General features: G+C 68.1%; 22 protein-coding genes and 2 pseudogenes. 15 read left to right on the top strand and 9 right to left on the bottom strand.

The genetic code is table 11. The features are described 5' to 3' along the window. Window positions 1-719 precede the first annotated feature (719 nt). Window positions 720-1661: a hypothetical protein gene (locus tag OG496_RS00120; RefSeq protein ID WP_405968982.1), complete on the top strand. Its 942-nt coding sequence runs from the start codon at window positions 720-722 to the stop codon at window positions 1659-1661. Here OG496_RS00120 and OG496_RS00115 read toward each other — a convergent pair. Then, window positions 1625-2347 (bottom strand): LiaF transmembrane domain-containing protein, encoded by a 723-nt coding sequence (locus OG496_RS00115; RefSeq protein ID WP_405968981.1) that lies wholly within the window; start codon window positions 2345-2347, stop codon window positions 1625-1627. The two genes, OG496_RS00120 and OG496_RS00115, sit on opposite strands and share 37 nt — an antisense overlap. Window positions 2348-3272: 925 nt before the next feature. On the opposite strand from OG496_RS00115, the gene OG496_RS00110 reads away from it, so the two are divergent. From OG496_RS00110 to OG496_RS00100, 3 genes are all read left to right on the top strand, one after another. After that, window positions 3273-3872, top strand: a complete 600-nt coding sequence (locus OG496_RS00110; RefSeq protein ID WP_405968980.1) for an RNA polymerase sigma factor — start codon at window positions 3273-3275, stop codon at window positions 3870-3872. A 20-nt stretch (window positions 3873-3892) separates the two neighbouring features. Next, window positions 3893-4468 (top strand): hypothetical protein, encoded by a 576-nt coding sequence (locus tag OG496_RS00105; protein WP_405968979.1) that lies wholly within the window; start codon window positions 3893-3895, stop codon window positions 4466-4468. A gap of 75 nt (window positions 4469-4543) precedes the next feature. Next, a complete protein-coding gene (locus tag OG496_RS00100) occupies window positions 4544-6148 on the top strand; it encodes a zinc-ribbon domain-containing protein (protein WP_405968978.1) in 1605 nt (534 codons plus the stop codon). 50 nt (window positions 6149-6198) lie between these two features. On the opposite strand, the gene OG496_RS00095 is transcribed toward OG496_RS00100, so the two are convergent. From OG496_RS00095 to OG496_RS00080, 4 genes are all read right to left on the bottom strand, one after another. Further along, window positions 6199-8001 (bottom strand): tetratricopeptide repeat protein, encoded by a 1803-nt coding sequence (locus OG496_RS00095; protein WP_405968977.1) that lies wholly within the window; start codon window positions 7999-8001, stop codon window positions 6199-6201. A 346-nt stretch (window positions 8002-8347) separates the two neighbouring features. Further along, window positions 8348-8677 carry a hypothetical protein gene (locus OG496_RS00090; protein WP_405968976.1) on the bottom strand — a complete coding sequence of 110 codons (330 nt, stop codon included), beginning with the start codon at window positions 8675-8677 and terminating at the stop codon, window positions 8348-8350. Between the two features lie 349 nt (window positions 8678-9026). Further along, on the bottom strand, window positions 9027-10157 hold the full coding sequence (locus OG496_RS00085; protein ID WP_405968975.1) for an endonuclease domain-containing protein: 1131 nt from the start codon (window positions 10155-10157) through the stop codon (window positions 9027-9029). 86 nt (window positions 10158-10243) lie between these two features. After that, entirely contained in the window at window positions 10244-11275 is a 1032-nt protein-coding gene (locus OG496_RS00080; RefSeq protein ID WP_405968974.1) for a hypothetical protein, read from the bottom strand. 403 nt (window positions 11276-11678) lie between these two features. Between OG496_RS00080 and OG496_RS00075 the strand changes: the two genes are divergently transcribed. The 6 genes and pseudogenes from OG496_RS00075 to OG496_RS00050 form a co-directional block, all read left to right on the top strand. Further along, the gene (locus tag OG496_RS00075; RefSeq protein WP_405968973.1) at window positions 11679-11813 is read left to right on the top strand and encodes a hypothetical protein; all 135 of its coding nucleotides are present in this window, start codon (window positions 11679-11681) and stop codon (window positions 11811-11813) included. Between the two features lie 91 nt (window positions 11814-11904). Further along, complete coding sequence (locus OG496_RS00070; protein ID WP_405968972.1) at window positions 11905-14451, top strand: type II toxin-antitoxin system prevent-host-death family antitoxin; 2547 nt, start codon at window positions 11905-11907, stop codon at window positions 14449-14451. Next, complete coding sequence (locus OG496_RS00065; protein ID WP_405968971.1) at window positions 14451-15023, top strand: hypothetical protein; 573 nt, start codon at window positions 14451-14453, stop codon at window positions 15021-15023. Before OG496_RS00070 ends, OG496_RS00065 begins: the two co-directional genes overlap by 1 nt. Before the next feature lie 315 nt (window positions 15024-15338). Beyond that, on the top strand, window positions 15339-15734 hold the full coding sequence (locus OG496_RS00060; RefSeq protein WP_405968970.1) for a hypothetical protein: 396 nt from the start codon (window positions 15339-15341) through the stop codon (window positions 15732-15734). Continuing rightward, a pseudogene (locus OG496_RS00055) lies at window positions 15694-16320 on the top strand (caspase domain-containing protein); the annotation flags it as partial. The gene OG496_RS00060 and the pseudogene OG496_RS00055, both read left to right, overlap by 41 nt. Window positions 16321-16653: 333 nt before the next feature. Beyond that, window positions 16654-18129: pseudogene (locus tag OG496_RS00050) on the top strand (Hsp70 family protein); the annotation flags it as partial. A gap of 125 nt (window positions 18130-18254) precedes the next feature. Here the strand turns inward: OG496_RS00050 and OG496_RS00045 are convergent. Together OG496_RS00045 and OG496_RS00040 are read right to left on the bottom strand one after the other, a co-directional pair. Beyond that, on the bottom strand, window positions 18255-18728 hold the full coding sequence (locus tag OG496_RS00045) for a hypothetical protein (protein ID WP_405968969.1): 474 nt from the start codon (window positions 18726-18728) through the stop codon (window positions 18255-18257). A 485-nt stretch (window positions 18729-19213) separates the two neighbouring features. After that, complete coding sequence (locus OG496_RS00040; protein WP_405968968.1) at window positions 19214-20230, bottom strand: PP2C family protein-serine/threonine phosphatase; 1017 nt, start codon at window positions 20228-20230, stop codon at window positions 19214-19216. A gap of 243 nt (window positions 20231-20473) precedes the next feature. Here OG496_RS00040 and OG496_RS00035 point away from each other — a divergent pair, with 243 nt between their 5' ends. The 5 genes from OG496_RS00035 (at window position 20474) to OG496_RS00015 (ending at window position 24048) form a co-directional block, all read left to right on the top strand. Then, complete coding sequence (locus OG496_RS00035; protein WP_405968967.1) at window positions 20474-20617, top strand: hypothetical protein; 144 nt, start codon at window positions 20474-20476, stop codon at window positions 20615-20617. 433 nt (window positions 20618-21050) lie between these two features. Then, window positions 21051-21710 (top strand): hypothetical protein, encoded by a 660-nt coding sequence (locus OG496_RS00030; protein ID WP_405968966.1) that lies wholly within the window; start codon window positions 21051-21053, stop codon window positions 21708-21710. Window positions 21711-22241: 531 nt separating this feature from the next. Continuing rightward, window positions 22242-22556 (top strand): hypothetical protein, encoded by a 315-nt coding sequence (locus OG496_RS00025; protein ID WP_405968965.1) that lies wholly within the window; start codon window positions 22242-22244, stop codon window positions 22554-22556. Window positions 22557-22566: 10 nt separating this feature from the next. Further along, window positions 22567-23361, top strand: coding sequence for a helix-turn-helix domain-containing protein (locus tag OG496_RS00020; RefSeq protein ID WP_405968964.1), 795 nt, complete (start codon window positions 22567-22569; stop codon window positions 23359-23361). Between the two features lie 126 nt (window positions 23362-23487). Further along, window positions 23488-24048: a hypothetical protein gene (locus OG496_RS00015; RefSeq protein WP_405968963.1), complete on the top strand. Its 561-nt coding sequence runs from the start codon at window positions 23488-23490 to the stop codon at window positions 24046-24048. 130 nt (window positions 24049-24178) lie between these two features. Here the strand turns inward: OG496_RS00015 and OG496_RS00010 are convergent, their stop codons facing one another. Next, the gene (locus tag OG496_RS00010) at window positions 24179-24523 is read right to left on the bottom strand and encodes a hypothetical protein (protein ID WP_405968962.1); all 345 of its coding nucleotides are present in this window, start codon (window positions 24521-24523) and stop codon (window positions 24179-24181) included. Window positions 24524-24943: 420 nt separating this feature from the next. Next, window positions 24944-25210: hypothetical protein (locus tag OG496_RS00005; protein WP_405976889.1), on the bottom strand; the 267-nt coding region annotated here is incomplete at its 5' end.

Below are 25210 nucleotides of genomic sequence, written 5' to 3'. Positions count from 1 at the left end.
TGCGCTGAGTTGTGGAACGGGTGCATGAGGTGCGCTCGATAGGGACGTGCGCCGCAAGGGAAACGAGAGGGCCAGGCACAGAGCGAGGATGGCGAGCGGGCTCGGCAGGTTTCCGGGCCGGGAGGGTATTCAAAGACCGGTGGGATTGCGGGTCGCAATCCCACCGGGGCCTGTTCGAGGGCCAGTTGAGCTGGTCGGCCGACCGTGCTGTGTGAAGTCGGTGCCCCGGCCGGCCGTGGGAGAACGAGGCGCCGGCTATGGTCCTCTCTCTCCCCTGCAGCGTGGGGCGATGAGGTGCAGCGCATGGCGCCGAGGGCTGCCTGCCCCTACTCTCAAGGCCCTGCGTCCTTGCCGTGGGAGGGCCGATGCCGCCTCACAGACCCCGTCCCCTGTCCCGGATGGGGATCCTCCGCCTGCTGCTTTATGTGACGCCGGCGTTGGGGCAGGACAACCAACTGCCCGGACATCTCAGGGGCAGCGGCGGCACCTTGTGGGTTGTCCGCAGTTGCCGATGCGGAAGTATCAGCCGGAAACGGCCCTCGCATGCGTGCATGCACGCGGGAACCAACTGGGTACAGATCAGCGAAGGGCGAGACAACCTGACCATCCGATGCTTCGATCCCGTCTGTGACGAGCCGGTGTTCATAGCGAAATACAGTCGGGCCACGCACACAGCGGCGACGATCAACTGTGGCCGGCACGAGGGGAGGTGACATGCGGTGAGCCAGCTCGGTTCGCTCGGCTTCACCGATGCCGATCTCACGCCGCGGCTCAAGTTCGTCAACATCCTTCCCTCGGTGGTGTTTTTGATGACCGTGGGAGCTCTCTGGCTCGGCGGAGCCCCCGCGCAACCGCCGGCCTTCACCGTCCTGAAAGAGAACGTCGAAGACATCAACTGGCCCGGAGCGCTGGTCCTCACCGCATCCGCGCTGGTTATCGGGCTGCTGCTGCAGCCCCTGGAGTTGGCTTCCATCCGATTCCTGGAGGGCTACTGGAAGGCATCTGGGCCCCTGCAGCAGCTGGGCGAACGCGGACGATGGATCCAGCAGCGCCGCAAGGACCGGCTGGTGTGGCTGGAGGAGGAGTTGAGCCAGAGCGCATACGAGGAACTTGTCGAGCATGTGCCCCGTGAACTTGCGTCTTTTCCCGACGGCCAGCAGGTGCTGCCCACGGCGCTGGGCAACAGGCTGCGCGCTGCCGAGGAGAGGGCGGGCAAGGCGTACTCCCTCGATGCGACGCTGACGTGGCCGCGGTTGTACTTCGTACTGCCCCCCGACGTCCTGAGGTTCGTCTCCCAGTCCCGCAACGAACTCGACACGGCGGTCCGGCTCTGCCTGTCCTTCGCTCTTACGTCTCTGGTGAGCGCAGCGCTGCTGCTGCGCCACCCGGTGTGGCTGGCCCTGCCCCTGGGGTTTGCGCTGCTGTCGGGCCTGGCCTACCGGGCGGCCGTCCATGCGGCGCAGGCGTACGGCGTCACCTTCACCTCCGTCATCGACGTCTACCGGTTGAGGCTGCTGAAAGAGATGTCCGTCAAGATGCCGGCCGACTCTGACGACGAGATCGCTATCAACGACAAACTCCGGCTGCTCTGGGAACGGGAGGGGCCGCTGGAGGAGCCCGTGCCCTACGCCGCGGGCGAGCCGTCGCCGCCTGCTGCCTGAGCGACCCGCACCTCCAGCCCGGCCAGGAACGTCATGGCCGTCACGTGCAGGAACGGCCGCTCCTGTGCCTCCACCCCCACCCCGGGGGGCGTGAGCACCTCGATCTGGCGGCCGAAGCGCTCATACTTCACCTCCCAGCCGACGGGCACCCGGATCTCGACACCGCCGAGGAAGGCGGTGACGTCGATGCGCGCACGCTGGTTGAGGGGACTGGCTTCGCGCAGGTCGATTACGCATCCGCTGGCCACGGCTGTGAGGGATCCGAGCGAGAACGTCCCCACCGGCCAGACGATGTGCCGTGACTCGGCCACGCTCACCAGCCGCAGGATGACCGAGCCCTCCTGCGCACTCGGTCTGCTGACGGCGACGCCGACGAGCATGCTCACGCCTGCCGCCACCAGCAGAGCTGGCCACAGCAGCGGCCGTACAGAGTCGGGAAGGGGGTCGGTTGTCACCACAAGGGCAACCAGGCCGACGAGTGTTACGAACGCGGGTCCACGCAGGGCTGTCCTGGTGGCGAGGGTGAGCCGGATTCCTCCGCCACACCCCAGGGCGACGAGTCCCAGCGGCCACCAGACGGCCAGCCGTTGCCACACATGGGCCGACGGGGCGAGCCGGTCGACGAGCACCAGCAGACCTGCGGCGAGCAGCATCAGCGCGATCCAGATGCGCAGATGACCTCGCACGGCGACCTTTCCCGGACCATGGGCTTCCCAGTTCGGGGAACGTTAGTACATTCGCTGCCGCCGTCGACCCAGAGGTTCGCGACGCCTTCCGCTTCAAGCAGCCACCACACCACCCGACACCACTCCCGGGCCTCACCTACTTCCCCTCGTCTCCGGTCTGGGCGCGCCCGTATGCGGCTTTCCCGCACCGCCCTGAAACACGGTGCTCGCCACGGGGTGCGCCCCTCACTCGGCTCTGACTGTCCTTCACATAGCCGTTCACGATCCCGGATTTCCGGGCAGAGAGCAGCAGGGAGGAGGACGGCGGGTAGATGTCCGGGCCCTGCCGTCTCCGGCCGGAGTGGGGAATTGTTTTCAACTGCTCGCCGTCTGGCCCCGTGCGCACACGATCGAGCGCCGGGAGGCCAACGCCGCGACACCGCAGCGCAGTTGGCTGACAGTGGGCACCGGCGGCCGGTGTGCCTGGAGGGGCACTGAATGCTCGGGATCGAGCTAGCTCTTCCACGAGCCCTCTGCGGCATATGCGGTGGCAGGCTGCGAAACGGGCGCAGACCGATAGGAGGGCCCGACGCTGTCCTGCGCAACTGCCGACGGGGTCGGGCTGGTTGCGGGGCGGTGCGAAGGAAGTGCGGGCAACAATGGCAGCGCTCGCGGGCTCCCGTTCGATTCAGGGGCATGACGGTTGGTGTAGGGCACTTTGTGTGGGGGCTGTGGTCGGCGGCATCGTGGCATGTCTGGGCTGGCGTCTGCGTGGTCGGAGCTGTGATGAGCGGGTGCGCCTGGCTTGCTGAACGAGGGCGCCGGGCCACGCTGGTAGCGCTGCTGTCGCATGCGCCGCCGGGAACGGTGGTGGTACAGCAGCGGGGCATGGGCAGCCCTGCGATGGAAGTCCGCCTGGGGGGCGGCAACGAAGGGGGCGACAGCGATGAGCCGGCGGATCTCCGAGCAGACGGCGCATGAGATATCCACGCTGTGGGACTGCGAAGCGATGCTTTTGCTGCGCTATGCCATGGTCTTAACCGGAGGTGCACAGCCGGCCGCGGAAGACCTGGTGCAGCGGGTCTTCATGGCGGCGGCCCAGCAGTGGGAATCCCTCGCCACCGCAAGCGCGTTCACCACGGCCCGGAAAATAGAGGCCGGCAGATACCGCGCATGGCTGCGCCGGGTGTGCCGCAACCTGTGGATTGACGACATCCGCAGATCACAACGACTGAAGCAGCTGGGCGCCGAACTGGCCCGCGACTACCTCTCGCCGCCGCCGGATCCCGCCGACGTCATTCTGGCCAGGGACGCTCTGGAACGCTGCTGGACGGCGATCCGCGGCTTTCCCGAGCGACGCCGGCAGGTGGCCCTCCTGTATTTCGCCGAGCAGCGTTCGACGGCGCAGATCAGCGAACTGCTGGGGATCGAGCCATCAGGGGTCCGCAAGCACATTGCCCTCGCCCGCGCCGCACTGCGCAACGCCGTCAGCACCCCACGGCCCATCACCGAACCGGCCACACCACGACGGGAGGGACAGCTGTGACAGATGACCAGCACCACCGCATGCACGACGACCCGCTTGCCCACCTCCTGCAGAACGTCGAAGTCGCTGTCGATATCGATCCCGGCAGCCTCCAGCAGCGCAAGCACGCACTGCGGGAGTGGATGACTGATGCGGACTGCACCAGCCCACCCGCGGCCGCCACCCCGCCCACCAGCCACACGCAGCCACCAAGGACCCGCCCCCGCTTCATCGTATGGAATCCCGAACTCACGCTGAAACCACTCGCGCCCGGCGGCGCCACGGAGGCAAGACTGCGCCGCGCGGTCGGTGACCACGCCCACGCCGCCCCGGCAGCCAGCAGCCCTGGGCATCGGCAGACCTGCCGGGACGAAGCCGCCGAAGCCGCCTTGAACGCGGTCAGTGAACTGCGCAACCGCCTGACGCTGCTGAGACCTGCCGCGTCCACGCGACTGCTGCAGCGAGTACTCGCCGATGCCGAGGACGAGCTCACTCGCACCGGCCAGCTTTCCGCCAGGCTCCATATGCGCCTGCGCACGATGCTCGCCGATACGTCCTTGAACCCCGAACTGCAGGCACCGGCCGGCGTGGTGGCACGGCTGCTGGCAGGTGATTGAATCCTCCCCTCCTTGAAAGGGAGGGGAGCGCGTGAGGAGACAAGAGTCATGGGTAAACGGCGAAGTGCTACCGAAGTGGCTGCAGTTCGTGCTCGGCTGAAGGCCGAGTTCGTGTCCAACTTGTCCAGCCCGGGTACGGCGTTGGAAGACATACCGCTGTCCTCCACCGACCGGTGCCAGTGGCGCTGTTCGGCGGAAGGGTGCGATCACGAGTGGCGCACCCGGTTGCAGTTCCGCACCCGTACCGTCAACCCCTCGGGGTGCCCTGAGTGCGCGAAGCGCCGCAACCGGGCCCCAGGGCCGGGAGAAGCGCTGGCCGATCTGAATCCTGCGCTGGTACGGCAGTTCCGCCGCAACCTCAGCCGCCCCGACCGTGGTCCGGACACCCTGCGCCCTCAGTCCCACGACCTGTGCGAGTGGGAGTGCGCCCAGGGACACATCTGGCCTGCGACACTCGCCAACCGCACCAACGGGCGCGGCTGCCCGGACTGCATCGGTCACGGCCGCTCCCCGTTCGAGTGCAACGTCGCCATGCTCGTCGAGGCCGCCTCAGGGTTCAGCGTGGAACTGGACCACCGTCTCCGCCTGCCCGGGCGCAGTCAGGACCGATTCGACCTGTACCTGCCCAAGCCGGCCCCGGGCCTGCTGATCGACCTGGACCCGGAATGGACCCACAGCAGACCCGGAAGCCTGGAGCGTGACACCGCGAAGACAAAGGCAGCATTCGCTGCCGGACTCGACATGGAACGCATCCGAAGCTGCGGGCTGCCGCCCGTCCTGGTACCCGGACTCATCCACCACAAGGCCGGCCCTGGGGTGGATCCCGAAGACTGGGCGGAGGCGGTGGGCGTCGTACTTCGACACCGCGGCCTTCCCTGGCGGCAGCTCACACCGGCCGAGGTCACAGCGGCTCTCACCAAGGGGGTGCAGCTGTGGGAGAGAGTCGTTGCTGGCCCCGAGGTGTCGGCGGCGGATGTGGCTCCGCACTTGGAGGCGGAGTTTGTTGCGAACCTCACGAACCCGGGCCGGGGACCCGACCGTATGCCGCCCGGCTGCAACGACGTGTGCGTCTGGCGATGCGGGCAGCCGGGCTGCGGTTACGAATGGCAGGCTGCACTGCACAGCCGGGCACTTGGCGGCCGTGGCTGCAGCCGGTGCGCTTCCGCAAGGGTGGGCGTAGCGAACAGCAGGCCCGGAGCCGGTGAGTCTCTCGCCGAGGTCAATCCGGCGATGGCGGCAGAACTGATCGAAGTCGTCGACCACATCGGCTGGACCGCGTTCGACCTGCTTCCGGGGTCGAACAAGACGTGCCGGTGGAGGTGTTCCGACTGCCGGTTTGAGTACCCCGCTCCGCCGAACCGCCGCACGGGCCAGTCCAGCGGATGCCCCCGATGCGCTCGCCAACGCACCAGCGCCGGCAGGGTGCGCCCCAAGCCCGGCAAATCCCTGCAGGACGTGCACCCTGTCCTCGCCGGCGAGCTTGTCGAGGTGATCGACGAACCGAACCTGACCGCGAAGGAGCTGAGGCCGAGCTCCGCCAAACTGTGCCGGTGGGCCTGCTCGAAGCCCGGCTGCCCGGGGAGGTGGGAAGCCACGCCCGATCAGCGCTCCCGCCGCGGCGGCACCGGCAAACGCTGCCCGATCTGTCACCCGCCACGCAAAAGCCGCACCCAGCAGTGACTCCCGGCCCGTACCTTGCGCCTTCTCACCGCGACGCCGGTCGTGCCGCGTCACCGCGTCGCGTCGCCGCCCGCCGGCCCGGTCGGCGCGGCCGGGCCGCGTGTGCGCCTCCACCAGCGCCACTTGTGCTGCTCTCGCCAGCTGCGCAGCCGGTTGTCCACCGAGATTGTGTACGGATGGTGGGGGCCGAAGGTCGCCCGGTAGCCGGCGAGGGAACGCTCCAGCACACCGATGGCGGTCGACCTGTCGCCTTGGGACCAGTGCAGGAGGGCGAGGTTGGCCTGGCCCGTGAGGGTCGCCGGATGCGCCCAGCCCAACAGCCGTTGACGAACGCTGACGGTGTCCTTCAGCAACCCAACGGCGCTCACGGCCTCCGGGCCCGCAGCGGGCCGTGACCCTTCAAGAACCAGCCGGTTGTCCTGGTAGGGAAAGTCCTCTTGCAGTACGGCGAAAGCCTCCTTGCGAAGAGGACCGCAGATGCAGACCAGGGCGAGCTCACGCCGGGCAATGAGCGTCGAGGGATGAGCCCGGCCCAACTTCCATTCGCTGGTGCCCACCAGCCGCCGCCAGTAGGGGACCGCCGCACCTTGTGCCATGTTGCGCCCGGCCCAGCGCAGGACGTAGTGGCCGTCGACCTGCCACAGCAGATCCCCTGAGCATCCGTCGAGGCTGTCGATGTTGGTCAGCAGCGCGGCCCTCGTCTCATGATCGCCCCAAGGGACCTCGTCGCACAGTTCCGTCAACGCGTCGGCAGCGGTCTTCACCACCTCTGGTACTGCGGCATCAGGGGTGCACTCGCGCACGGCGCGTGCCGTCAGGGCGTGCAGTCGCACGGCCCGGGAGCCGGCCTGCGCGTGATCGGTGAGCAGACCATAGCGGTGCAGGAGCCGCAGTGCTGCCCGGGCCTGGGCGGGACCGATTGCCGTGGGAGCATCGTCTGGGGGCGTGGTGCGCTGGGTGCTGAGGTAGCGCATGGCCGCGTCGCTGGCCCACAGGGAACGGGGATGGCCGGCCGGGTCCAGGACCGCGGCCAGACGCATGACCGGAACGGCCAGGCCGACGGGCTCGCTTGCCTGCGCGACATCCAACGAGAGCAGGAGAGCCGCGGCCACCTGCCGCCCGTACCCCTCGGTGTCCGCCGCGCGCGGCAATAGATCGTCCAGGCGCGCGGCACTGTCGTTGAAGCGGTGCAGATACTCCGCACACGCAACGTCCTCGTTGACCATGAAGGCGGCGGCGTGCGACAGCGCCAGCGGCAGGAAACCCAACGTCTCCGCCAGCACGGCGGCCTGTGCGTCCAGGAGATGATCCGCATCTGCCGAGCTGAGCCGCTCTTGCAGATAGGCCTCGGCTTCCTCGGCGCTGTAGGTGTCGATGTCCACCACGGCCCGGCCGCCGCCGGACAGTACCGCGTCATGGCGGCGGGTCGTTGCCACGACGCGGCCGCACCCGAAAACGGAGGACGGCGGCCACCACGCTTGCATCGCCTCCGGGTCGGTGAGGTCGTCGAGAACGATCAGCCATGAGCGCCGGGTGGTCGCCAGCCACTGAAGGAACAGTCCGGCGTCGGACTCGGCACTCTTGCCGAGGAGATGATCGGAAGCCGCCTCCACAGCGTGCGCGGCGTGTGCATAGCGTGCCAGGACCTGCTCGATGTCACTGGCGTCGACCCACACCACCAGGTCGACGCCGTCCACCAATGCCTGATGGGCGTAGGCGGCGGCGAGTTGGGTCTTGCCCACGCCCCCGCCGCCGGACAGAACCTGGGCCAGCACCACCGTGGCATGGCCGTCCCTGGCACGATCGATCCGCTCCCGCACCGCAGACCGCGCCTGGAACGCGGACGCCAGCACCGGCACCGGCACCCAACCGGATGGGCCAGCCCAACGGCCTGCTCGGTGGCGGAGCAGAGAGCAGCACCTGGCTGACATGGCCGCTGATGGCCACCGCATGGGCGCCCATGGCGACCGCGTCACCCGACCGTTCCACCTGCACAGCCCCGCCACCCGCCGAGGCCTGACGCCCCGAACCTCGATAGCCGCTCAGCGCATCGCCACCATCCGCAGCAGTGGCATCACCGCTCTCAATGACGCTGACGGACGGTACCGCTGCGCCCGTGCCCTCCCGGGCAGCCGACGAACGCCCCTTCCGAAACCGTTTCATCGGCCCTCCCGCCGTCCACCCGTAGCCACGGCAGCCTTAGCCGGTGTAGTCGATGCCGGTGCCGGCATTGCTTCCCTGCCCGCGGGCGACCGCATCCCCGCTCTGCTCAACACGAGCCGCTCCGCTGCCGCCGGCACCACGGCGGCGAATGCCGGTATGGGCACTCCCGCCCCCGCTCGCCTCGGCCCGCCCCGTGCGCACGGCGCTGTCCCGTGCCTCGGCGGCCGGCTGGATCCAGGCCCACACCAAAGCGCCCACACCCGTGGCGGCCTGCACCGAGGCCCCCACCAACTGCCCCGTATACGGCCCGTCGAACAGCCAGAAAACCGGGGTCGAAACGATCACCAACACGGCAGCAACCGTCACCGCGGCTCTCCGCCCACCCGACATGCTCTGCCCCTCCTCTCACAGCGTCGCCGCTGTCCAGCACCAACTAACCGGCCGCACGAAGTAGGGACGGTTCATGCGATCACGGCAGTTCCCGTGCTCCCTGACCAACTGCCCTCAAGGCACGACAGCGGCCCGGGACCGGAACGGCCAGCGCATGGTGACGTCCTGTCACTCAGGATCCTCGGGGGAGGGGCGGGACGAAGGGTGACGATGGGATATTCGTGGCGCGGGGTCTCTGCTGCCGCTGCCTACCCGATGGCGACGTCCGGCCTCAGCGGGCATGTCGTCTCCGGTGGCGGCCGAGGGCGACATGCCCGGTACCCCGCTACAGTCCGGAGCTGATGGCTTCGTCGACGAACCGGCGTACCAGAAGTTTCACTTCGTCCGCTGGGACGGTGACGGACCATGCAAGCTCCGGGTGATGCTGATAGCACCGGAATCGGGCCACGACCGATCCGTCGTCCTCGACGTAGAACCACCTCCAGGACAGCTCGTGTGTACATGCTGCGTGTGGTTCGAATACGGCAAGGCGGCGGACGATGTCGGCGTGGTGCTGGAGGGGGAGGGTCTGCTGAGCGCGGCAGTGGGTGCACTGCAGAAGGTGCTCGATCCCTCCGGGACGGTCGATGAACCCACGAGTGCCCTCGGAGTTGTTGCACTTCACGCACAACGGTCCGCGGAACAGATCGTGGGAATGGCAGTGGTCCCAGTACAGGGCCCGCCGGGGTTCAGGACACATCCGGCACAGGAAAACCTCGGCGGGAGAGCGTTTGGCGAACCCCTTCGTGTACGGGCGGCCTCGCAGGTGGCCGGTATAGGGCCTTGAGGCCCGGGCGGCACACGACGGGCACAGGACGACGAATCCCGCGGCGCTCGAAGAACGCCACTGCTCGCGGCCGGCCGGCGCTCCGCAGCCGCTGCACACGTCGTCCTGCGCCGCGAGGCCGGCTTCGACCTCCTCGGCCCGGTCCAGCACAGCGGTATAGGCGCGAGGAACCAGCCACTCCTTCCCTGACCAGACCATCAGCGGCAGCGGCCGGGTGCTTGCGATGGTCCGCCGAGTGAAAGCTTCGGGCAGTTGCTGCCCGGTGAAACCTTCAGGTAGGACACCAGGGCCCTGCACCTGGGGAAGCTCGGACTCGTAGGTGGCCTGAGAGATCCACTGCCGGACGCGAGAGCGCCAGGTGTGTGACCCGCTGTCTTCCAGGCCGGCGTCGACGAGGTCGCCGGGGTCGACCCGGAGTCCGGCGAGCCGCTTGCCGGACTTCTGGATGTCCCGGTCGAGGAAGCGCCATTGCTGCCGGTGCTTGTAGCCGGGCACGGCCGTATCACCGATGAGCACGTGGCTGGCAGCGGCGAACGTGTAGCGGTTCACATGATCCAGATACCCGGGGACCGTCGTGTGATGGGTGAGGTCGGCAAGCCTTTGGTGTGCTGTCTGGAGTGAAAGCCACATGAGGCACAGCTCCTTGAGATCGCTGATAGGGACAACGGGCGAGTCGCCGAGCAGGCCGGCGGGGTGGCACTGCCTCGTGTGTGGGGCTAGTCGAAGAGGGTGTCCTGGACGGGACGGACCGAAGGGCGGGGCCGGGGGAAGGGGACGGACGGCGGCTGCGGTGGGCCGGGGTCGGTGTGTGCGAGAGCCGTCGCGGTGAGGGCGCGATGACAGGCGGCTCGCAGGTCGGGCAGCGGCAGCCGTGCACCCAGCAGCCCGAGGAAGTCCTTGATGTCCCAGTCGATGAATGCACCTTGCCGGGAGAGATACAGGCCGACCCGGTCGATGGTGTAGGTGTTGTGGTAGTCGAGCAGGAGATAGCCGGCGAGCTGATACAGCGCGGCGCGGCCCAGCCGCTGAGGCCGGATGGTGGCTTTGCAGTCGATGAGGCAGCCACCCAGGATGAAGTCTGCGTCCGCGCCGCCCACATGCATGCTGCCCTCGAAGACCGGCCCGCAGATCCGCTGGTGGGCCGGCAGCTCCCGCAGGGCGAGGAAGGGGCCGGGAGCGGCGGCCAGCATCGTCTGACGCCGGATGTCCTCCACAACAGAGCGGGGAACGGCTGCCAGCAGGTCCTCAAGACAGGCATCTGGCGCGCATTGCCCCAGGCTGTTGCCGTGTACGAAGCCGCCGCACCGGTAGATCGTTTCGAAACCGGACGCGGTATGACACAGCCGTACCAGACGGTCCTCCGCAGCGGCATCGGCCAGCGGCAGGGGCACACCGTCAGGCCGCTCGTAACCTGCCAGTTCGGCCAGCAGATCCCGCCCGGCATCCTGAACGGCCAGGATCACTTCCGGGCTGGGCCAGCCCGCGTCATCGATCCGCGCCAAATCGACTCCGCCGGCGATGGGACTGCCGGTGGGCGCTCCTAAGCCGACGCGCAGCCGGTGATCGATGGTGTGTCCGATGAGTGCAAAGTCCGTGCGCTGCCCGTCATGCTCCGGTTCGACGGGGGCGGGAAAAGGAGCGAGGCGTCTTCGTAAGTCCTTCACCACCTCCTGAGGGCGAGGAAGGTAGGCGGAGAGAAAGCGAGACAGCGGCGAGTGGGGATCGGCCAGTGAAGACGTCAGACTCATAGCGCCGCATCCTGTCGCCCGGGTCTGACAATCGGGGACGCCCAGCAGCGAAATCCCGCTGCACAGAGAGACGATCAGGCCATCCCGGACACACCGGAATCCGACCGCCGTACCTGGAACACGCTGCTCAGCGACTCAAACAGGGGCCTGCGGGAGGCGAGGGAAGCAGATTTGCGACAAAACGCGATGCCGCCGTAAGAGTGAACCCGACAGTCGATCGCGGTGAGATGCCTCGACGGGATGGCGAGGGGCTGTCCGGCGGCATGTTCTGGGCAGTCGGCAGGAGAGGGACAGCCCGTATGGCGTTTACGGGTGTCGGGTGATGCCGCGCGGGACGGCACCACGGCAAGTCCGGCTGGCTCTTCCGAGGATCGTGCCCGTTGCCGCGGTGTAGCCGATCAAGGTGTGGGAGTGGGCGGGCGTCTGCCCCGGACACACCGGCCGTTCCACGAATCTGCACGTCACGGCCGGCGAGGCCGGGGACATCCTGTCGCGCATCGTGCAGAACGCGCTGCTGCAGACCCCGGCGGACAGGTGAGTGAAGTCTTCAGGAAAAAAGTGTGAGCCTGATCAATTTAGTGAGTGAATTTTGCTACTGTCGTGAGGAGTTGAGTGTTCTGGGAGGGTGAGTGAGTCAGAGTCAGAAGCCGCCGGCCGAGACCGCAATGACCGCGACCGAGGCCCGTACGGAGCTCTTCACCCTGGTGAAGCGTGCCGAGAAGGACGGGGTCTCGACGCTGATCCACAAGCGGGATGATCACGCCCTGCTCGTGCCGCTGGCCCGGTTTCCGGCAGCCCGGCAGCCTGGCGCGTTCCCCTCCCACGTCCTGAGTGCGGCACAGAGGGACTTCGGTGATCTCATCACGCTGGCGGCTCAGGGCCAGCCGCAGGTGCTCCGGCGCAACAGCACACCGGTCGCGGTACTGCTCCCCGCCGACCCCGCCTCAAGTGCCCTCTCGACCGACACGGCCGCGCACCCCGGCGCGGCGACCGCAGGAGGTGCGGTGAACAGCCAAGCCGACCAGGACCGCGGCACTACGCCGCGCAGGCTCGCCACGCTCGGTGACGCCGTGTCCGTCCTCGCCTCCGTCCTCACCGGAGGCCCCACGTTCGGACTGGCCGGGCTGGACGCCGCGACGGGCGGTCTGCAGCCGGGCCGGCTGACACTCGTGGCGGCCGCCCCGAACGTCGGCGGAAGCCTCCTGGGACTCGCGGCCGCGCGGCAGACCGCGCTCGTGGACCGTCGTACGGTCCTGTACGCGGCGTCGGGACCCAACCGGGACGACATCTTCCGCCGGATCGTTGCCGCGGAGACCGGGGGCGACTACCCGCGTCTGAAGCAGGGCCGCCTCACCGAGCACGAGCAGGAGGTCGCCCACCAGTTGGTCCAGGCGGGCGACCTGCTGATGATCGACGACGGCAGCGATCTGACCGCCGTGGACGTCGCGGAGACCGCCCCGCACATGGAGGGTCTGGCCCTTGTGGTCGTGGACCGTTTCCAGGCCGCCCGCAGCGCCCGTCTGCCGCTGTCCGGGGACCGGCTCCCGGACGCCTCCCAGGTTCTGGCCACGCTTGCGCGCACCCTGCACGTGCCGGTCCTCGCCATCGTGGACAGTGACGACCCCGCGCTCCTGGGACTTCTCGACGCCGACGTCACCCTGACGCTCACTCCGACCGAGGACCCGGCCAGGGTCCGGGTGACGGTCGCCGAGCGCGACCTGGGTGTGATCGGCTCGGCGTACCTGAGCCCCGATCTGCTGCACGCCCGCTTCCTCGACGCCGGCAGCGCCCCCGCCGTCCGTACGGCCGGTGAAGAACCCGCGCGGCCTGTGGGCAGTGCCGTGGAACGGGAGTTGGCCGAGGCGGCGCTTCCGTACACGTCCGGCGCCCGGCAGGGACTGCCCGCTGCCGTCACTCATGTCCTGGCCGCGCTGCGCACCGCACTCACGAACGGCAACCGCGAGGCCCTGAACGAACTCGGGCCATCGCTCGCCGAACTCGCTGCGGCACCGCCCCACCTGCCAGACACCGACGAGGGACGTCGCCTCGCCGCCGCGCTGAACGCCTACAACACCACCACCGCTCCCGCCGACGCCACCGAGCAGTCTGTCGCCGTTCAGTCCACCGCGGGCAGTAGCGGGCACGGCCCGGGCGACGAAGACGACGAAGACGACGCAGAGGGCGAAGTGGAACTTCGGCCGGGGGATGAGGAGGACGAGCCGGAGACAGCGGTCTTCCCCGCGTTGAAGATCCTCAAGGACGCGGTCGGCCGCTCGAAGATGCACCCGGTCTCGGTCATCGGCATCGAGGCGCGGGAGAGCGGTCCGTGGCCGCTGATCAGTGAGCACATGGACGGCGAGCCCCGCTGGGTCCACCCCGACGTCACCAGTACGCGCGTGCCCTTCATCCGGGAGAACGGGAAGCGGGTCCGGCGTGACCAGCTCGGCGTGCCCGACGCGTTCGGTGCGGGGGTGCTGTGCCTGATCGACCGCAACGGCTCCTATCCGTCCGCCTGTTCCGCCGTTCCTCTGGCCCCGAACAAGCTGCTGCACACCGGGCCCCTGGAGGTGTTCGACAAGGCCAGCGCCGGTATCTACCTCATCGACATCCCGCAGTGGCCGCGCACCGACATGCCGCACCCGCTGGGGCGGATCATCGACCGGCCCGACGAGCAGGGCCGTGTGTGGGTGACCACTCCGCACATCAAGCTGCTCGCGAGGCTCGTCCGCGAAGAGCACCTCGCCGCGATGCCGGCCGTCCACGACTCGTGGACGGGGAAGGCCAACGAGTCGCTGTTCAAGCCGTTCTACGAGGCCACCCGGAAGGCGCGTACCGAGCTCGTCGAGGCCGGCGGTCAGCCGTACAAGGCGTACAAGACGCGGTTGTCGATCGCGTTGCGGCTGCTGTGGCCCAAGCGGCAGGAACAGCGCTCCCCGTTCTGGCGGCCGGACTGGCGCATGAGCATGGTCGCCGAGGCGTCCGTGCGTCACTGGGTCGCGGCCTTCAAGGCGGTCCAGGCCGGGCACACGCTCATCGCGCTGCGCAACGTGGATGCGGCTGTCTTCTGGACGCCGCCCGGCACGCCCCCGGACACGTACCGGATCGGGACTGGCTTCGGCGAGGTCAAGGCGAAGTTCATCGAGCTGGGCGAGATGATCCCCGAGGGTGACGACTGATGGCCGGACCCACCGGACGCGGAGGATCCCTCGGCGCCGCCCTGGGCGACCTCCTGCGCGCCCAGGTCACACCCCGCCACCGGCTGTCGACATACAACGCCAAGTACTGGCACGCCCAGCTCTCCCAGCTCACCGGAACCCGACGCGGATACGAAGCCCTGGAAACCGCCGGCCTCGACGTCCGGCCCGACACCCTCTTCAAGTGGCTGTCGGATCCCGAGTACAACGTCCGCCGCGGCTACCGCGATCTCATCCACACCGCCTACGAGAACGTGGCGATCGTCCCCGCCGACCCGCTCCCGGACCTCATCACGGAGGGCCAGTACGAGATCAGCGGTGTCGTCAGGACCGGGACCGACGAACGGACGCGCGGCACGGTGGACGCCGCGCCCCTGCGGATCGACGGCACCCGGGGCAACTGGGACGGGATCGAGGAACTCTGGCTCGCCGGCGAACTCACCGACGACGAGTTCGAGGACCACTTCGTCGACGACGTCATCGTGGAGGACATCGGCGAAGGCACCGACGGCTGGGAGTTCCCCGGTGCCTCGTACTCCGTCGAAGTCAGGTAGCCGCGCGCACGAAGCAGGGGAAGGCCGGCGGCGGCTTGATGCATCGTCACCAGCGGGCCGGGAACGTCACGGAGAGGAAGGGCACGTGGCTCAGCTGAAGATCCGGGACCTGCACGGTCTTCTGCGCCAGGCGCCCCGGCGGCAGGACCTGGAGAAGGACGGCATCCGGCTCGTGTACGACGATCTGTCATGACGGGCGGGCTGAGCCATCATCACGCGTAGCATCGGAGGCGCGCGGCGGTAGTTGGGCGGGAACGACGTCAACGCGCAGGTGGCGACGGGAGGTCACTGCGTCGTGAGGGGGAAACCGGGGTCATGACGATGGAATGCAGACTGATCGTTGCGGGCAGCAGTCCCGGAGAATCGGCACGACTACTCACATCCCTGGCCGCATCGCTGCGTTACGAGGAGGACCTCAGAGGGCGGACCCGGCTGGTCCAGAGCGAGATCGCGGCCGGGAAGCTGGGCGGACTTCCGGAGGCGCTGGCTGTGGCCCTCTCTGCCAGCGGCGCAGCAGGTGTCCTCGCCCGCGCCGTCGTGGAGTGGGTGAAGCAACGCAAGAGCGATGTCACGGTCAAAGCTGTGAGGCCCACTGGAGAGAGCTTCGAGTTCGACCTGCGGCGGGTTGCCGATCCGGAGAGCGTGATCGCGCAGCTCCGGCTGTTTCTCGATGCCGGGCAGCCGGTGGCCGACCGCGATGAGACTGCCTGACGGCGATCGCTCCCGTGTCGTCCTGATCGGTACCTCAAGCCATCTGGTCGACCTCGAGCTTCCCGATCTGCCGTCCGTGCGCAACAACCTGACCGATATGGCTGCGGCTCTCGGGGAGCCCGTCCACGGCTGGTTCACGCCGCACACCTGTACGGTCATCGACAATCCTCACACGCCCCAGGAACTGGCCAGCCAACTCGATGCCCTCACGCAGGAGGCCGAGGATCTGCTGCTGATCTACTTCGCCGGTCATGGGCTGCTCGACGATCAAGGGAACCTGTACCTCGCCCTCGCCGAGACCCGGCGCGGCGGTGCCCTACTGAGGTATACGGCCATGCCGTATCGGGGTGTGCGGGACCTGGTCGTCGACAGCCCTGCACGTAACCGCGTGGTCATTCTCGACTGCTGCTTCTCCGGCCGCGCCCTGAATCTGATGGCCGCGCCCGATCATCTCGTTAAGGGCCAGACCGCGATTTCCGGAAGCTACATCCTCACCGCCACCGCAGGAGACAGGGCCGCGCTCGCGCCGGCTGGTGAACGCAACACCGCCTTCACCGGCGAACTGCTGCGCCTCCTCAAAGAAGGGGACCCGGAGGCGTCTGCCGAACTGCTGACCCTGGACGACATGTACCGGTTCCTGTTGCAGAGCCTGCGCGGCCGCGGCCTTCCCCGGCCGCGCCGGCAGACGGGGGACACTGTCGGAGACCTGGCGATCGCCCGGAACATCGGCTACCGGCCCCCTCCCATGGGCGCCGGGACGGTCCAGAACTCATCCCGGCTCCTCCTGGATGAGGAAGAGCGGGTCGGGCACGAAGGCGATCCGCCTGAGGCAGCCCGGCGGTACGCGGACATCGCCGCCGTACTCGTGCGGGTTCACGGGCCCGACGCCTTCGTGGTGCACGCCGCCGAGGCGAGCCGGGTGTACTGGGCGGAATACGCGACCAGCGTCGGACCTTCCCGAACCGCCGTTGCACACCGAGGGATTGGCATCGATCTGGGCACGACCAACTCCGTCGTCAGCGTAATAGAAGGCGGAGGGACCGTCGTCATCACCAATGCGGAAGGATCCGAGACGACTCCCTCGGTCTTCGCCTGGTCCGCCGAAGACACAATTCTTGTGGGGGCCTGGGCCGCCCGTCAGGCCCTCATCAACATCGACCGCACGGTCCGTCTCCCCACCTACCGGCTGGGCGCTGACTGGAGTACCCGCATCGGGGGACACACCTACACGCCCACCGAGGTAACAGCCCACATCCTGCGCAAGCTTAAACGGGACACCGAGCAGTACCTTGACGAGACCGTGCAGGACGTCGTGATCACAGTGCCGGCCCTGCTGGACAACGCCGGACGACGCACCGTCGAAAAGGCAGCCCAGATGGCGGGGCTGAGCGTGACATGTCTGCTCGCGGCGCCCTGCGCGGCCGCGCTCGCCTTCGGGTTGGACTGGGGTGAGGACGCAATCGTGCTGGTCTTCGACCTCGGGGGCGCCACCCTCGACGTCTGTGTCGCAGAAATCGGCGACGGCGTCGTCGAGATCCATGCCGTCAACGGCGACCAGCACCTCGGGGGCGACAACTGGGACCAGTGCATCGTCGACCACCTTCTTGAAGAGTTCCGCTTCCTCCACGGCGTGGACCTGTCCCGAGACCGGATGGTGGTGCAGCGGGTGCGCGAGGCCGCCGAGAACGCCAAGATCGAACTGTCTTCGGCCACAGAGACCTCGATCAACCTTCCCTATCTCACTACCGTCGCCCAGGATCCACTGCACCTTGACCAGCAGCTCACGCGCGCCCAGTTCCAGCAGCTGACCAGCGACCTCCTGGAGCGCTGCAAGACACCTGTCCACAACGTCATCAAAGACGCTGGAACCCGCATCGACGCTATCGACCACGTCATCCTTACCGGCCGCGCCACCCGCATGCCCGCCATCACCGAACTCGTCGAAGAACTCACCGGCAAGACGCCCCGCAGAATGCTTCACCCCGGGACGGCCTCCGCCGTCGGCGCCGCGCTCCGGGCCGGCATCAACAAGGGGGAGGTCAAGGACATCCTGCTCCTCGACGTCACCCCGCTGTCCCTCGGTATCGAGACCAAGGGCGGCAGGATGACCAAAATCATCGAGCGCAACACCACGATCCCGACCAAACGCTCTGGAGTCTTCACCACGGCCGAGGACAACCAGCCGTCTGTGCAAATCCCGATCTACCAGGGCGAGCGCGAGATCGCGGCTTTCAACAAGAAGCTCGGCATGCTCGAACTGGCCGGCCTGCCGCCATCACCCCGCGGCACACCGCAGATCGAGGTCGCCTTCGACATCGACTACGCCGGCCGCATCCACGTCACGGTCACCGACCTGGCCACCCAAAACACACAACGTACGGCTCTGGATGCCGGCGACTTGGCCAGCCATACCCAGACCACTCACGACGTCTCCCGGCTCCTAGTCCCACCCTCTCCCTCACCCCAACCCAACCCACCACCTCCGTCCAGTCCCGCAGCAGGCACCTGAGCTGGTCCTAGTCACGGGGTGGGGTAGGGGCGTGGGTGACCGCGTCGGACGTAGTCGTCGGCCGATGCGGCGACGAACCCCAGAGCTCCCTGGCGTCCGTGGGCTTCCAGGAGCATCACGGCCATGCAGACCGTGAGCGCGTGAATCTGAGCGGTCGTCGGAAAGTCCTCCAGCCCGCTGGAGGCCAGTCCCGTGCCCGCAGCAACACCTTTGCGCACCGCGGTCGTCATCATGAACTCGCAGTCCACAGGTGCCAGGGCGGCGACCGTGTCCAGGAGCAGCACGGACATCGACGGCTCGCCCAGGTCGTCGAACAGCCAGTCGTGGTCCCGGGCTTGCCATGCGAGCGTGTGCGCCAGCTGGTCACTGTCCAGGCCTACCAGTCCGGTCCTGACCCGGGTCCGGTCCTCGGTGAGGTAGGCCCACATCAGGTCCGTGGCCCGCCACATCCCCTCCGTCAACGCCGCCTTCTCATCCGCCGCCATGGCCTTCTTCTATCGGACCCGTACGGATCGCGGCAGCAGATCCCACCAGGTTCAGCACAACGAGACACAGGCCACTTCACTCCGCCGACGGCCCTCCCCGAACACCTGCGACACACGCTCCCGGCGGGCTACCAGCGGTCCGCGATGGCCTGTGCGGCTTACTCGACGCCGGGTGTCGAGCGGGGAGGCGGCGACCGGAGCTGCCCCATTTCTGCGCTGTACATGTATGGCCAGGACTCCGAGCTCGTCGCCGAGGCCCGGCGCATCCTTGTAGAAGCGAACATCGTGCACCGCGCCGTCGACCGGGACGAGATTAGTGCCCGCGCGGCCGCCGTACGAGAGACCCTCGACCAGTTCATCCAGCACGCCGCACAACTAGCTAGTTCGCTGACACCGAGCTGCTTCCCAAGCCCCGCGACCCAGTCCGGCCAACGGCGCCAGCAGCGCAAAAGGCGCGGTCAGCCACTGGATCTCTCACACATCTGTCAGGACAGGCGTGCTGCGAGCAGGACGGCATCGTCGTGCTGATGTTCCTGAACCAGGACGTTCATGGCCACGTCGACGAGGCCTTCGAGCGGTGGGAGCTGCGAGCCGGCGGCCGTCTGCGCATCCGACAGAGTCGTACTCAGCCGCTCGATGCCCTCGCTGATGTCCATCGTGGGTGACGAGACGAGCCCGTCGGTGAGGAGGAAGAGCGTGGTGCCCGGGGTCATCTCGAATGTGACGGTTTCGCAGAGACTGGGTGCGACACCGATCGGCAGCCCGGTTGATACGTCCAGGAAGTGGCTCTCGCCGTCAGGGAACAGCACTACGGGCGGTACATGGCCGGCGTTGGAGACGTCGAGGCGGCGGGTTCGCGTGTCGTAGACAGCGCAGACACACGTGGCCAGCTGGTCTCCGTGCAGGCGCTGCGCCTGATCGCTGAGCTGGTTCAAGGCCTCGTGCGGGGGAAGCCCGAGTTGGACCAGGGCATTGAGTGCGCTGCTCAGTTGCCCCATGAGAGCGATGGAGAGCGTGGAGGATCCCATCACGTCCCCAGCCACGAGCGCGACGGTGGGGCCCGGCAGGGGCACCGCATCGAACCAGTCCCCGCCGAACCGCCGCAGATCAGACGCCGGGCGATAGCGCCATGCGATGTCCACGCCCTCCAAGTACGGAACCTCGCGGGGCAGAAACGCGCGTTGTAAATGGAGCGGGTTGATGTCTGACTCCGGCGGAATGACGGCCCGCGCCCGAGGCGCTTCCTGGTCGTCGCTCTCCTGAGCGGCCCGAAGCCACACCTCGTGGAGCACTCTCTGATCGTCTTCGGGACGGCCGCCCGGCGCTTGGGAGGACAAGACCTCTACCAAGGCGTCGATCACCTTCCACTTCGGCAGCCGCTGGCTGCAGAACGCGTCATGAACGGTGCTCCGGGAGATTCCAGCCCCGCGCAGGACCCGAGCGACTTCCGTCAGGCTCGGGCGCCCGGCCAGCAGGTGCAACCGGTGCAGCGCCGCATTCAACTCCTGGTGCGCACCGGACAACTCAGGCTTACGAAGCTGCCCAGCACGCCCCATCCCGACCCCCCGTCCAAAACCATCCGAATCCGTCCAGGAATCATGCCACCGCGTACGACTTCGGCGGGAGTCATCCGAAGACATCGCATTCCAACAGGACGCCGTCCAAAGGCAGTTGGCGTAGCGAAACATCGACACCGCGACGACCTTCTCTTCACTCCCACAGGACAGCGCGCGAAGGAGACCACGATGACTTCGAAGCAGAACAAGACGCCCGCCAGGACACTTCGCCGCCTGGCACAGAGCGCACTATTCGGCATGGTGCGAGGAGCATCGGCGGCAGCCGGCACCGCGTTGTTCGCCGCCGGAGCCTGGTGGTGGGGCAATCACTGACGACCGCCGGGACCGTGGTACGGCGTCGTACGCCAGGCCACCCAGCTCGATCCCGCCCGCCGGCCCCAGGACATGGCGGCCTTACCAGAGCTGCCCGGTCTCTGCGCTGTACGTGTGCGGTGGTCGCGGACGCGGACGTGGCCGAGAAGGGGGATTCCGGTGGCGGCCTTATTGGCCCCACCGCACGGACGAACCCGGACTCGGGCCACGGCTGGGACCTGCTCGGCCATGGCCCTGACGTCTTCGGGAAGATGTCACAAACGCACCTTGTGACATGCGAGTTCCTGTTCGCTGATGAATATAGGAATGTCGCTCACGGGACAACCTGCGCAGGTTGTGGACGGCTTCGACGAGTGGTGAGGTTGGTTTCGCGCGGTCGGCGCTGGCCAGCACTCCACCCTCACCCAATCCCTCGTCAGGAGTCACCGTCCCCATGTCCCCGTCCGTTCCGCTCTCCCCGTGTACCAGGCGCCCGTACCGGCGCGGTGGCCGCCCCCGGCGCCCCGTCCACCCGCCCGGCAGTGCCCAAGGCCGTCTCGCTGCCGCGCTGGACGACGTACTGCGGGGATGGACCGACGCCGAGGTCGCCATACACGCCACCGCGACCGTCCTCCCGCTCTCGGCCGCCACGGTAGGCCGGGCACGCAGCGGCAGGTGCGTGCCCTCGGCGGAGACCGTGAAGGCGCTAGCGGCCATTGCCGGAGTCGACCCGGGCAAGCTGTTGCGCTTGAGGACCGAGGCGATCTGGCAGCCCTTCGCTCCCGTTGACCGTCCCGGAGTGACCCGGAGGGTGATCATGTGGTCGCTCGGGCAGTCCCTCGAAGCTCTGCGCCGCCGCGGCCGCACCGCCGTTCCGTACCGGGTGCTGGCCCGCCGGGCCGCGCTGCCTGAGGCGACCGTCCGTGACCGGCTTGCCGGCATCTGGCCCGCTGGCTTCCGGCGCCAGGTCCGGCTCCTTCTCCAGCTCGATGCACTGCTGCGCGCTCTCGGCGTCCCGGACACAGCCATCTACCTCTGGCACGGTCCGGTCCGGCTGGGGCTCGCCCGCACCTCGCGGTGGGGCGTGACTCGGCGAGGCCGTTGGTTGGGCTGAAAGGGCCGCATGACGAGGGCCGGTGGCCGTTGTCGGGCGGCGGCCACCGGCCCAATCTCTCTTGGGCCGCGCGCCAATCGCGGCCCGATAGATCCCCAGATTGATGTGTCAGCAGCAATTCAGGGGTGCGCTCGCGGGGACCGTCGGACCGCGCGAGCAACGCTGTCCATGATGCGTCCGCAAATAGGCGCCCGTCGTGCTGTTAAGGGGGACAAAGTTGGAGCCAATCCCTCACGCACAGGCGAAGCGGCAGGTCAGAGCTTCCGGTAGGAAAGTCCCCGCCTTGGACGGATGTTGAGCCAACGCCAGGTGCGTCCGTGAAGACGCTCCAGTTACGGAAGTCTGGCCTCCGGCGGTCCCCACGCCACTGCACCGGACTGTACGCCGACAGCCCGCGGCCCACGGACCACCCGAATCCCCATCGCGCACGGGGCGGAACGCCAGACCGCCCCGCGATCCACCAGATTCGCCCTGTCAGCAGCGAGAGCGGCGGCCGCCGTAGCCGGCCCTCTGAATAATTCGGGAGGCATCATGCCCCAGCAGAACGCCCAGGCGACCACGCGCGCGTCCGAACCCGTCCCCGAAGGCGTGACGTCGCCGAGCCCGGCGGCTCCGGCCGGCATCGGAATGGCGCAGGCCCTTGTGGTCCTCGGCTTCGTCGCGGCCGCCGTCGTACTCCGACTGGCCGCGGGCATGAGCATGCGCGACTCCGTCACGCTGCTGGCCGCCGCTGGCGCGATTGGCGTCGCAGTGCTGCTCGCCGTCGGCTTCCCGCGCGGTGGCGGGGGACGCAGTCTGCTGCGGCGCCTGCTGAAAGCCGCGCTGACGCCCGGCTCCGGCAACTGACGGGCGGGCGATGATGGCGCGCCCGGAAACGCCGGTCGACCACACCGTGCCCGCCCTGGGCATGCTCGCCGAGTACCTGCGCCAGCTCCGACGTACGGCGGGCCATTCGTACGACGAACTCGCCGTACGAACCAATTACTCGGCCGCCCACCTCAAGCGGGCAGCCAGTGGCAGAAGCCTGCCTGCTCGCCCGGTGATGCTCGCGTACGTGGGGGCATGCACGGGGAACTTGAGGCCGTCCCTGATCACCCAGATCTACTACTCCGAGGCCGTGCAGGGTGTCACGCAGGCCAAGCGGGACTCCCGCCGGTCAAGTGTGCAGCCCAAGCCGCAGTTCGTCAGGGACGTCGCCGATCTCAGCGGCGCCCTGCGCGACGCCTGGGCGTACGAGGGGCGGTCGGGGGCACAGAGGATGGAGTTGTCCTCCAGGCGGTTGCCGCGCAGTACCGCCCATGCCATTACAACCGGCCGCACCGTCCCACGGGACTTCCGGCAGTACGTCGCCTTTCTGCAGGCCTGTGGGATCAACGACGAATCTCTGGCGCCCTGGTTCCGTGCCTGGTTCAAGGTTTCTGGTCGGCCGTCCGCTCAGGCGGCGGCCACCACGCTGGAAACCTTGGAGGCGAGCTACGACGCTCTGCAGACCTATCTCGTCGTGTACCTCGAAGAGGCGTCGCCTTCCGACGAAGACTGGCAGCATCTGGTGGGCATCGTGCAAAAGTACGCCTGGGAATCCGAGTGGACGGTGGCTCCCCCGGACGTGGCCCGGCTCCTCGGGCACGCCACACGCACGCCCATGCCCTGAGTGGGGTCACTGAGCGCCAGCGATTACCAGGCGACGGAACCATCACCTCCCTCGGCAACAGCCATGCCCGTGTGGCCCGTTGGCGTGGGGGCCGGCCCGCTGGTAGGGCTGCCCTACGCTGTCATCGTGCGGAACACGAAGGCGTTCAAGGAAGCCGTTGCCCAGACCCTGGCGGAGCTCGCCCACCGCGGTGTGACGCTCGCGCCGGCGATGGTCGAGGACACCATCGAAAAGAACATCCGCACGGTGGCCGACCGCCTCGGCATCCAACTGCGCTCGGCCTGGCGGTACTTCGACGCGGGCACGCTCGCTGACCGCCTCGCCGACAGCGCGCGGACCTTCGAGGACAGCAGCGCCCGCCAGGGGGTGGGGCAGGCGCCGATGCCGCCGCTGGACAATCCGGAACTTGCCCTGGTCCTCGCGGGTGTTCCGAACACCCTCGCCCAGACCGGCGGCGACCTGTACGGGGTCATCGTCAACGTCGCGGTCAACGCCTGGATGGCCGGCCACATCCACGGCGAGGACGGGTGCACCGGCTGCGACGGCAGCCGCGGGCCCGGAGGCCACGACTGGGACGCCCGGATGCGCACCATCACCGAGGCGCAGCCCGACATCAGCAAATGGTTCGACCGGGACGTGTGGACCCGCGCGGTCAACGACACCGGCTACACCGTCACCCGCCACTGACGCGGGTTCAGCTGCCCGCAGTTCCCGCGCCGCGGCCACGGCTCGGGCGGAGGGACCTCGAAATTGTGGTCTGGGGCACGGGTGCAGAGCCTTAGGGGCAGCGTGGTGAGGTTGCAGGTCGCTTTATGGGTTATGGGGGTGATGCGGGTGGCGGGGTGGCGTTCGGTGGGCTGGATGGGCCTGGATCGTCGGTGGGCGTGCGAGCGGCTGGGGTGTCTTGGTGCATCCGTTGGAGGTGTCCCAGGCCTGTTGCCGCGTCGGTGACTTCGCTGAGGAGCCGGTCTTCGTGCTGGCGTCGCACTGCTTCCGTTCGGAAGCGGGAGATGCCGATGAGCGCCTCGTTGAAGCTCCGGGTTGCCACGGTAAGAACGCTGGGCAGCACGAACGCGAGCGCGACCCACAACGGGGCATCGCCGATCGCCGTCAGGCCGGCGACGGACAAGTTGAGGACGTCGGGGATACGGGGCGCGGTCATCGTGGGAACTCCAGGAGCCAAGGCGGGGCTGCGTGGTGCTAGGCAAGATAGCCATGGTTCGAGAGGGCTAGGCGACATGCGGGAAAGTTGCCCTGTGGTGTGTGTGATGGGGAGGAGTTGACCGGTGGGAGGTCCCGGGCGGGGTGTCTCGTCTACGACCCACCACTCGTCCGTGTCCGCTTCGTCGAGATCCAGGACGAGGCCGTCGAACGCCCTCTCTTACCGCGCCGTGGGAGGGGTGTAAATGGCCCTGGCCAGCGGCTTCCACTCCAGTACCAGTGCCTTGCTCCGGACTGCCAACTCTTCCAGTTCCAGGCGCTGTTCCTCCAGACTGCTGGGTGCCGAGCGGCTCTGATCGGCAGGAAGGCGCATGGGGAAGCGAGGGGCGCGCCTTGTCCAACGTCGGCCCCCCAAGGGCTGCTAACAATCGTTCACTTCGCGGTGATTCTTCCGGCTCGTAGATCTCGTCGTGGTCAACAAGCTGGACCAGGTACCCGACGCTGAGTGTGTCCTCGACCTCGTCCGCTCCCTGACTGACTGCGCCGCCATGCCGCTGGCCGGGCGGCCCTGGGAGGCCTGGTAGCGCAGGAGTTGGGCGTCGTCCGTGATGAAGACGAGGTCCTCCTCGCCGGTGCGCAGCTCGATCGCGCCGACGAGCCGGTCGCGGTCCTTGAGGGTGATGACCTC

It is taken from the genome of Streptomyces sp. NBC_00988, from assembly GCF_045162645.1.
Lineage (GTDB): Bacteria > Actinomycetota > Actinomycetes > Streptomycetales > Streptomycetaceae > Streptomyces.
Note: the sequence above shows the minus strand (reverse complement) of the source record. Positions and strands in the feature narration are given on the sequence as shown.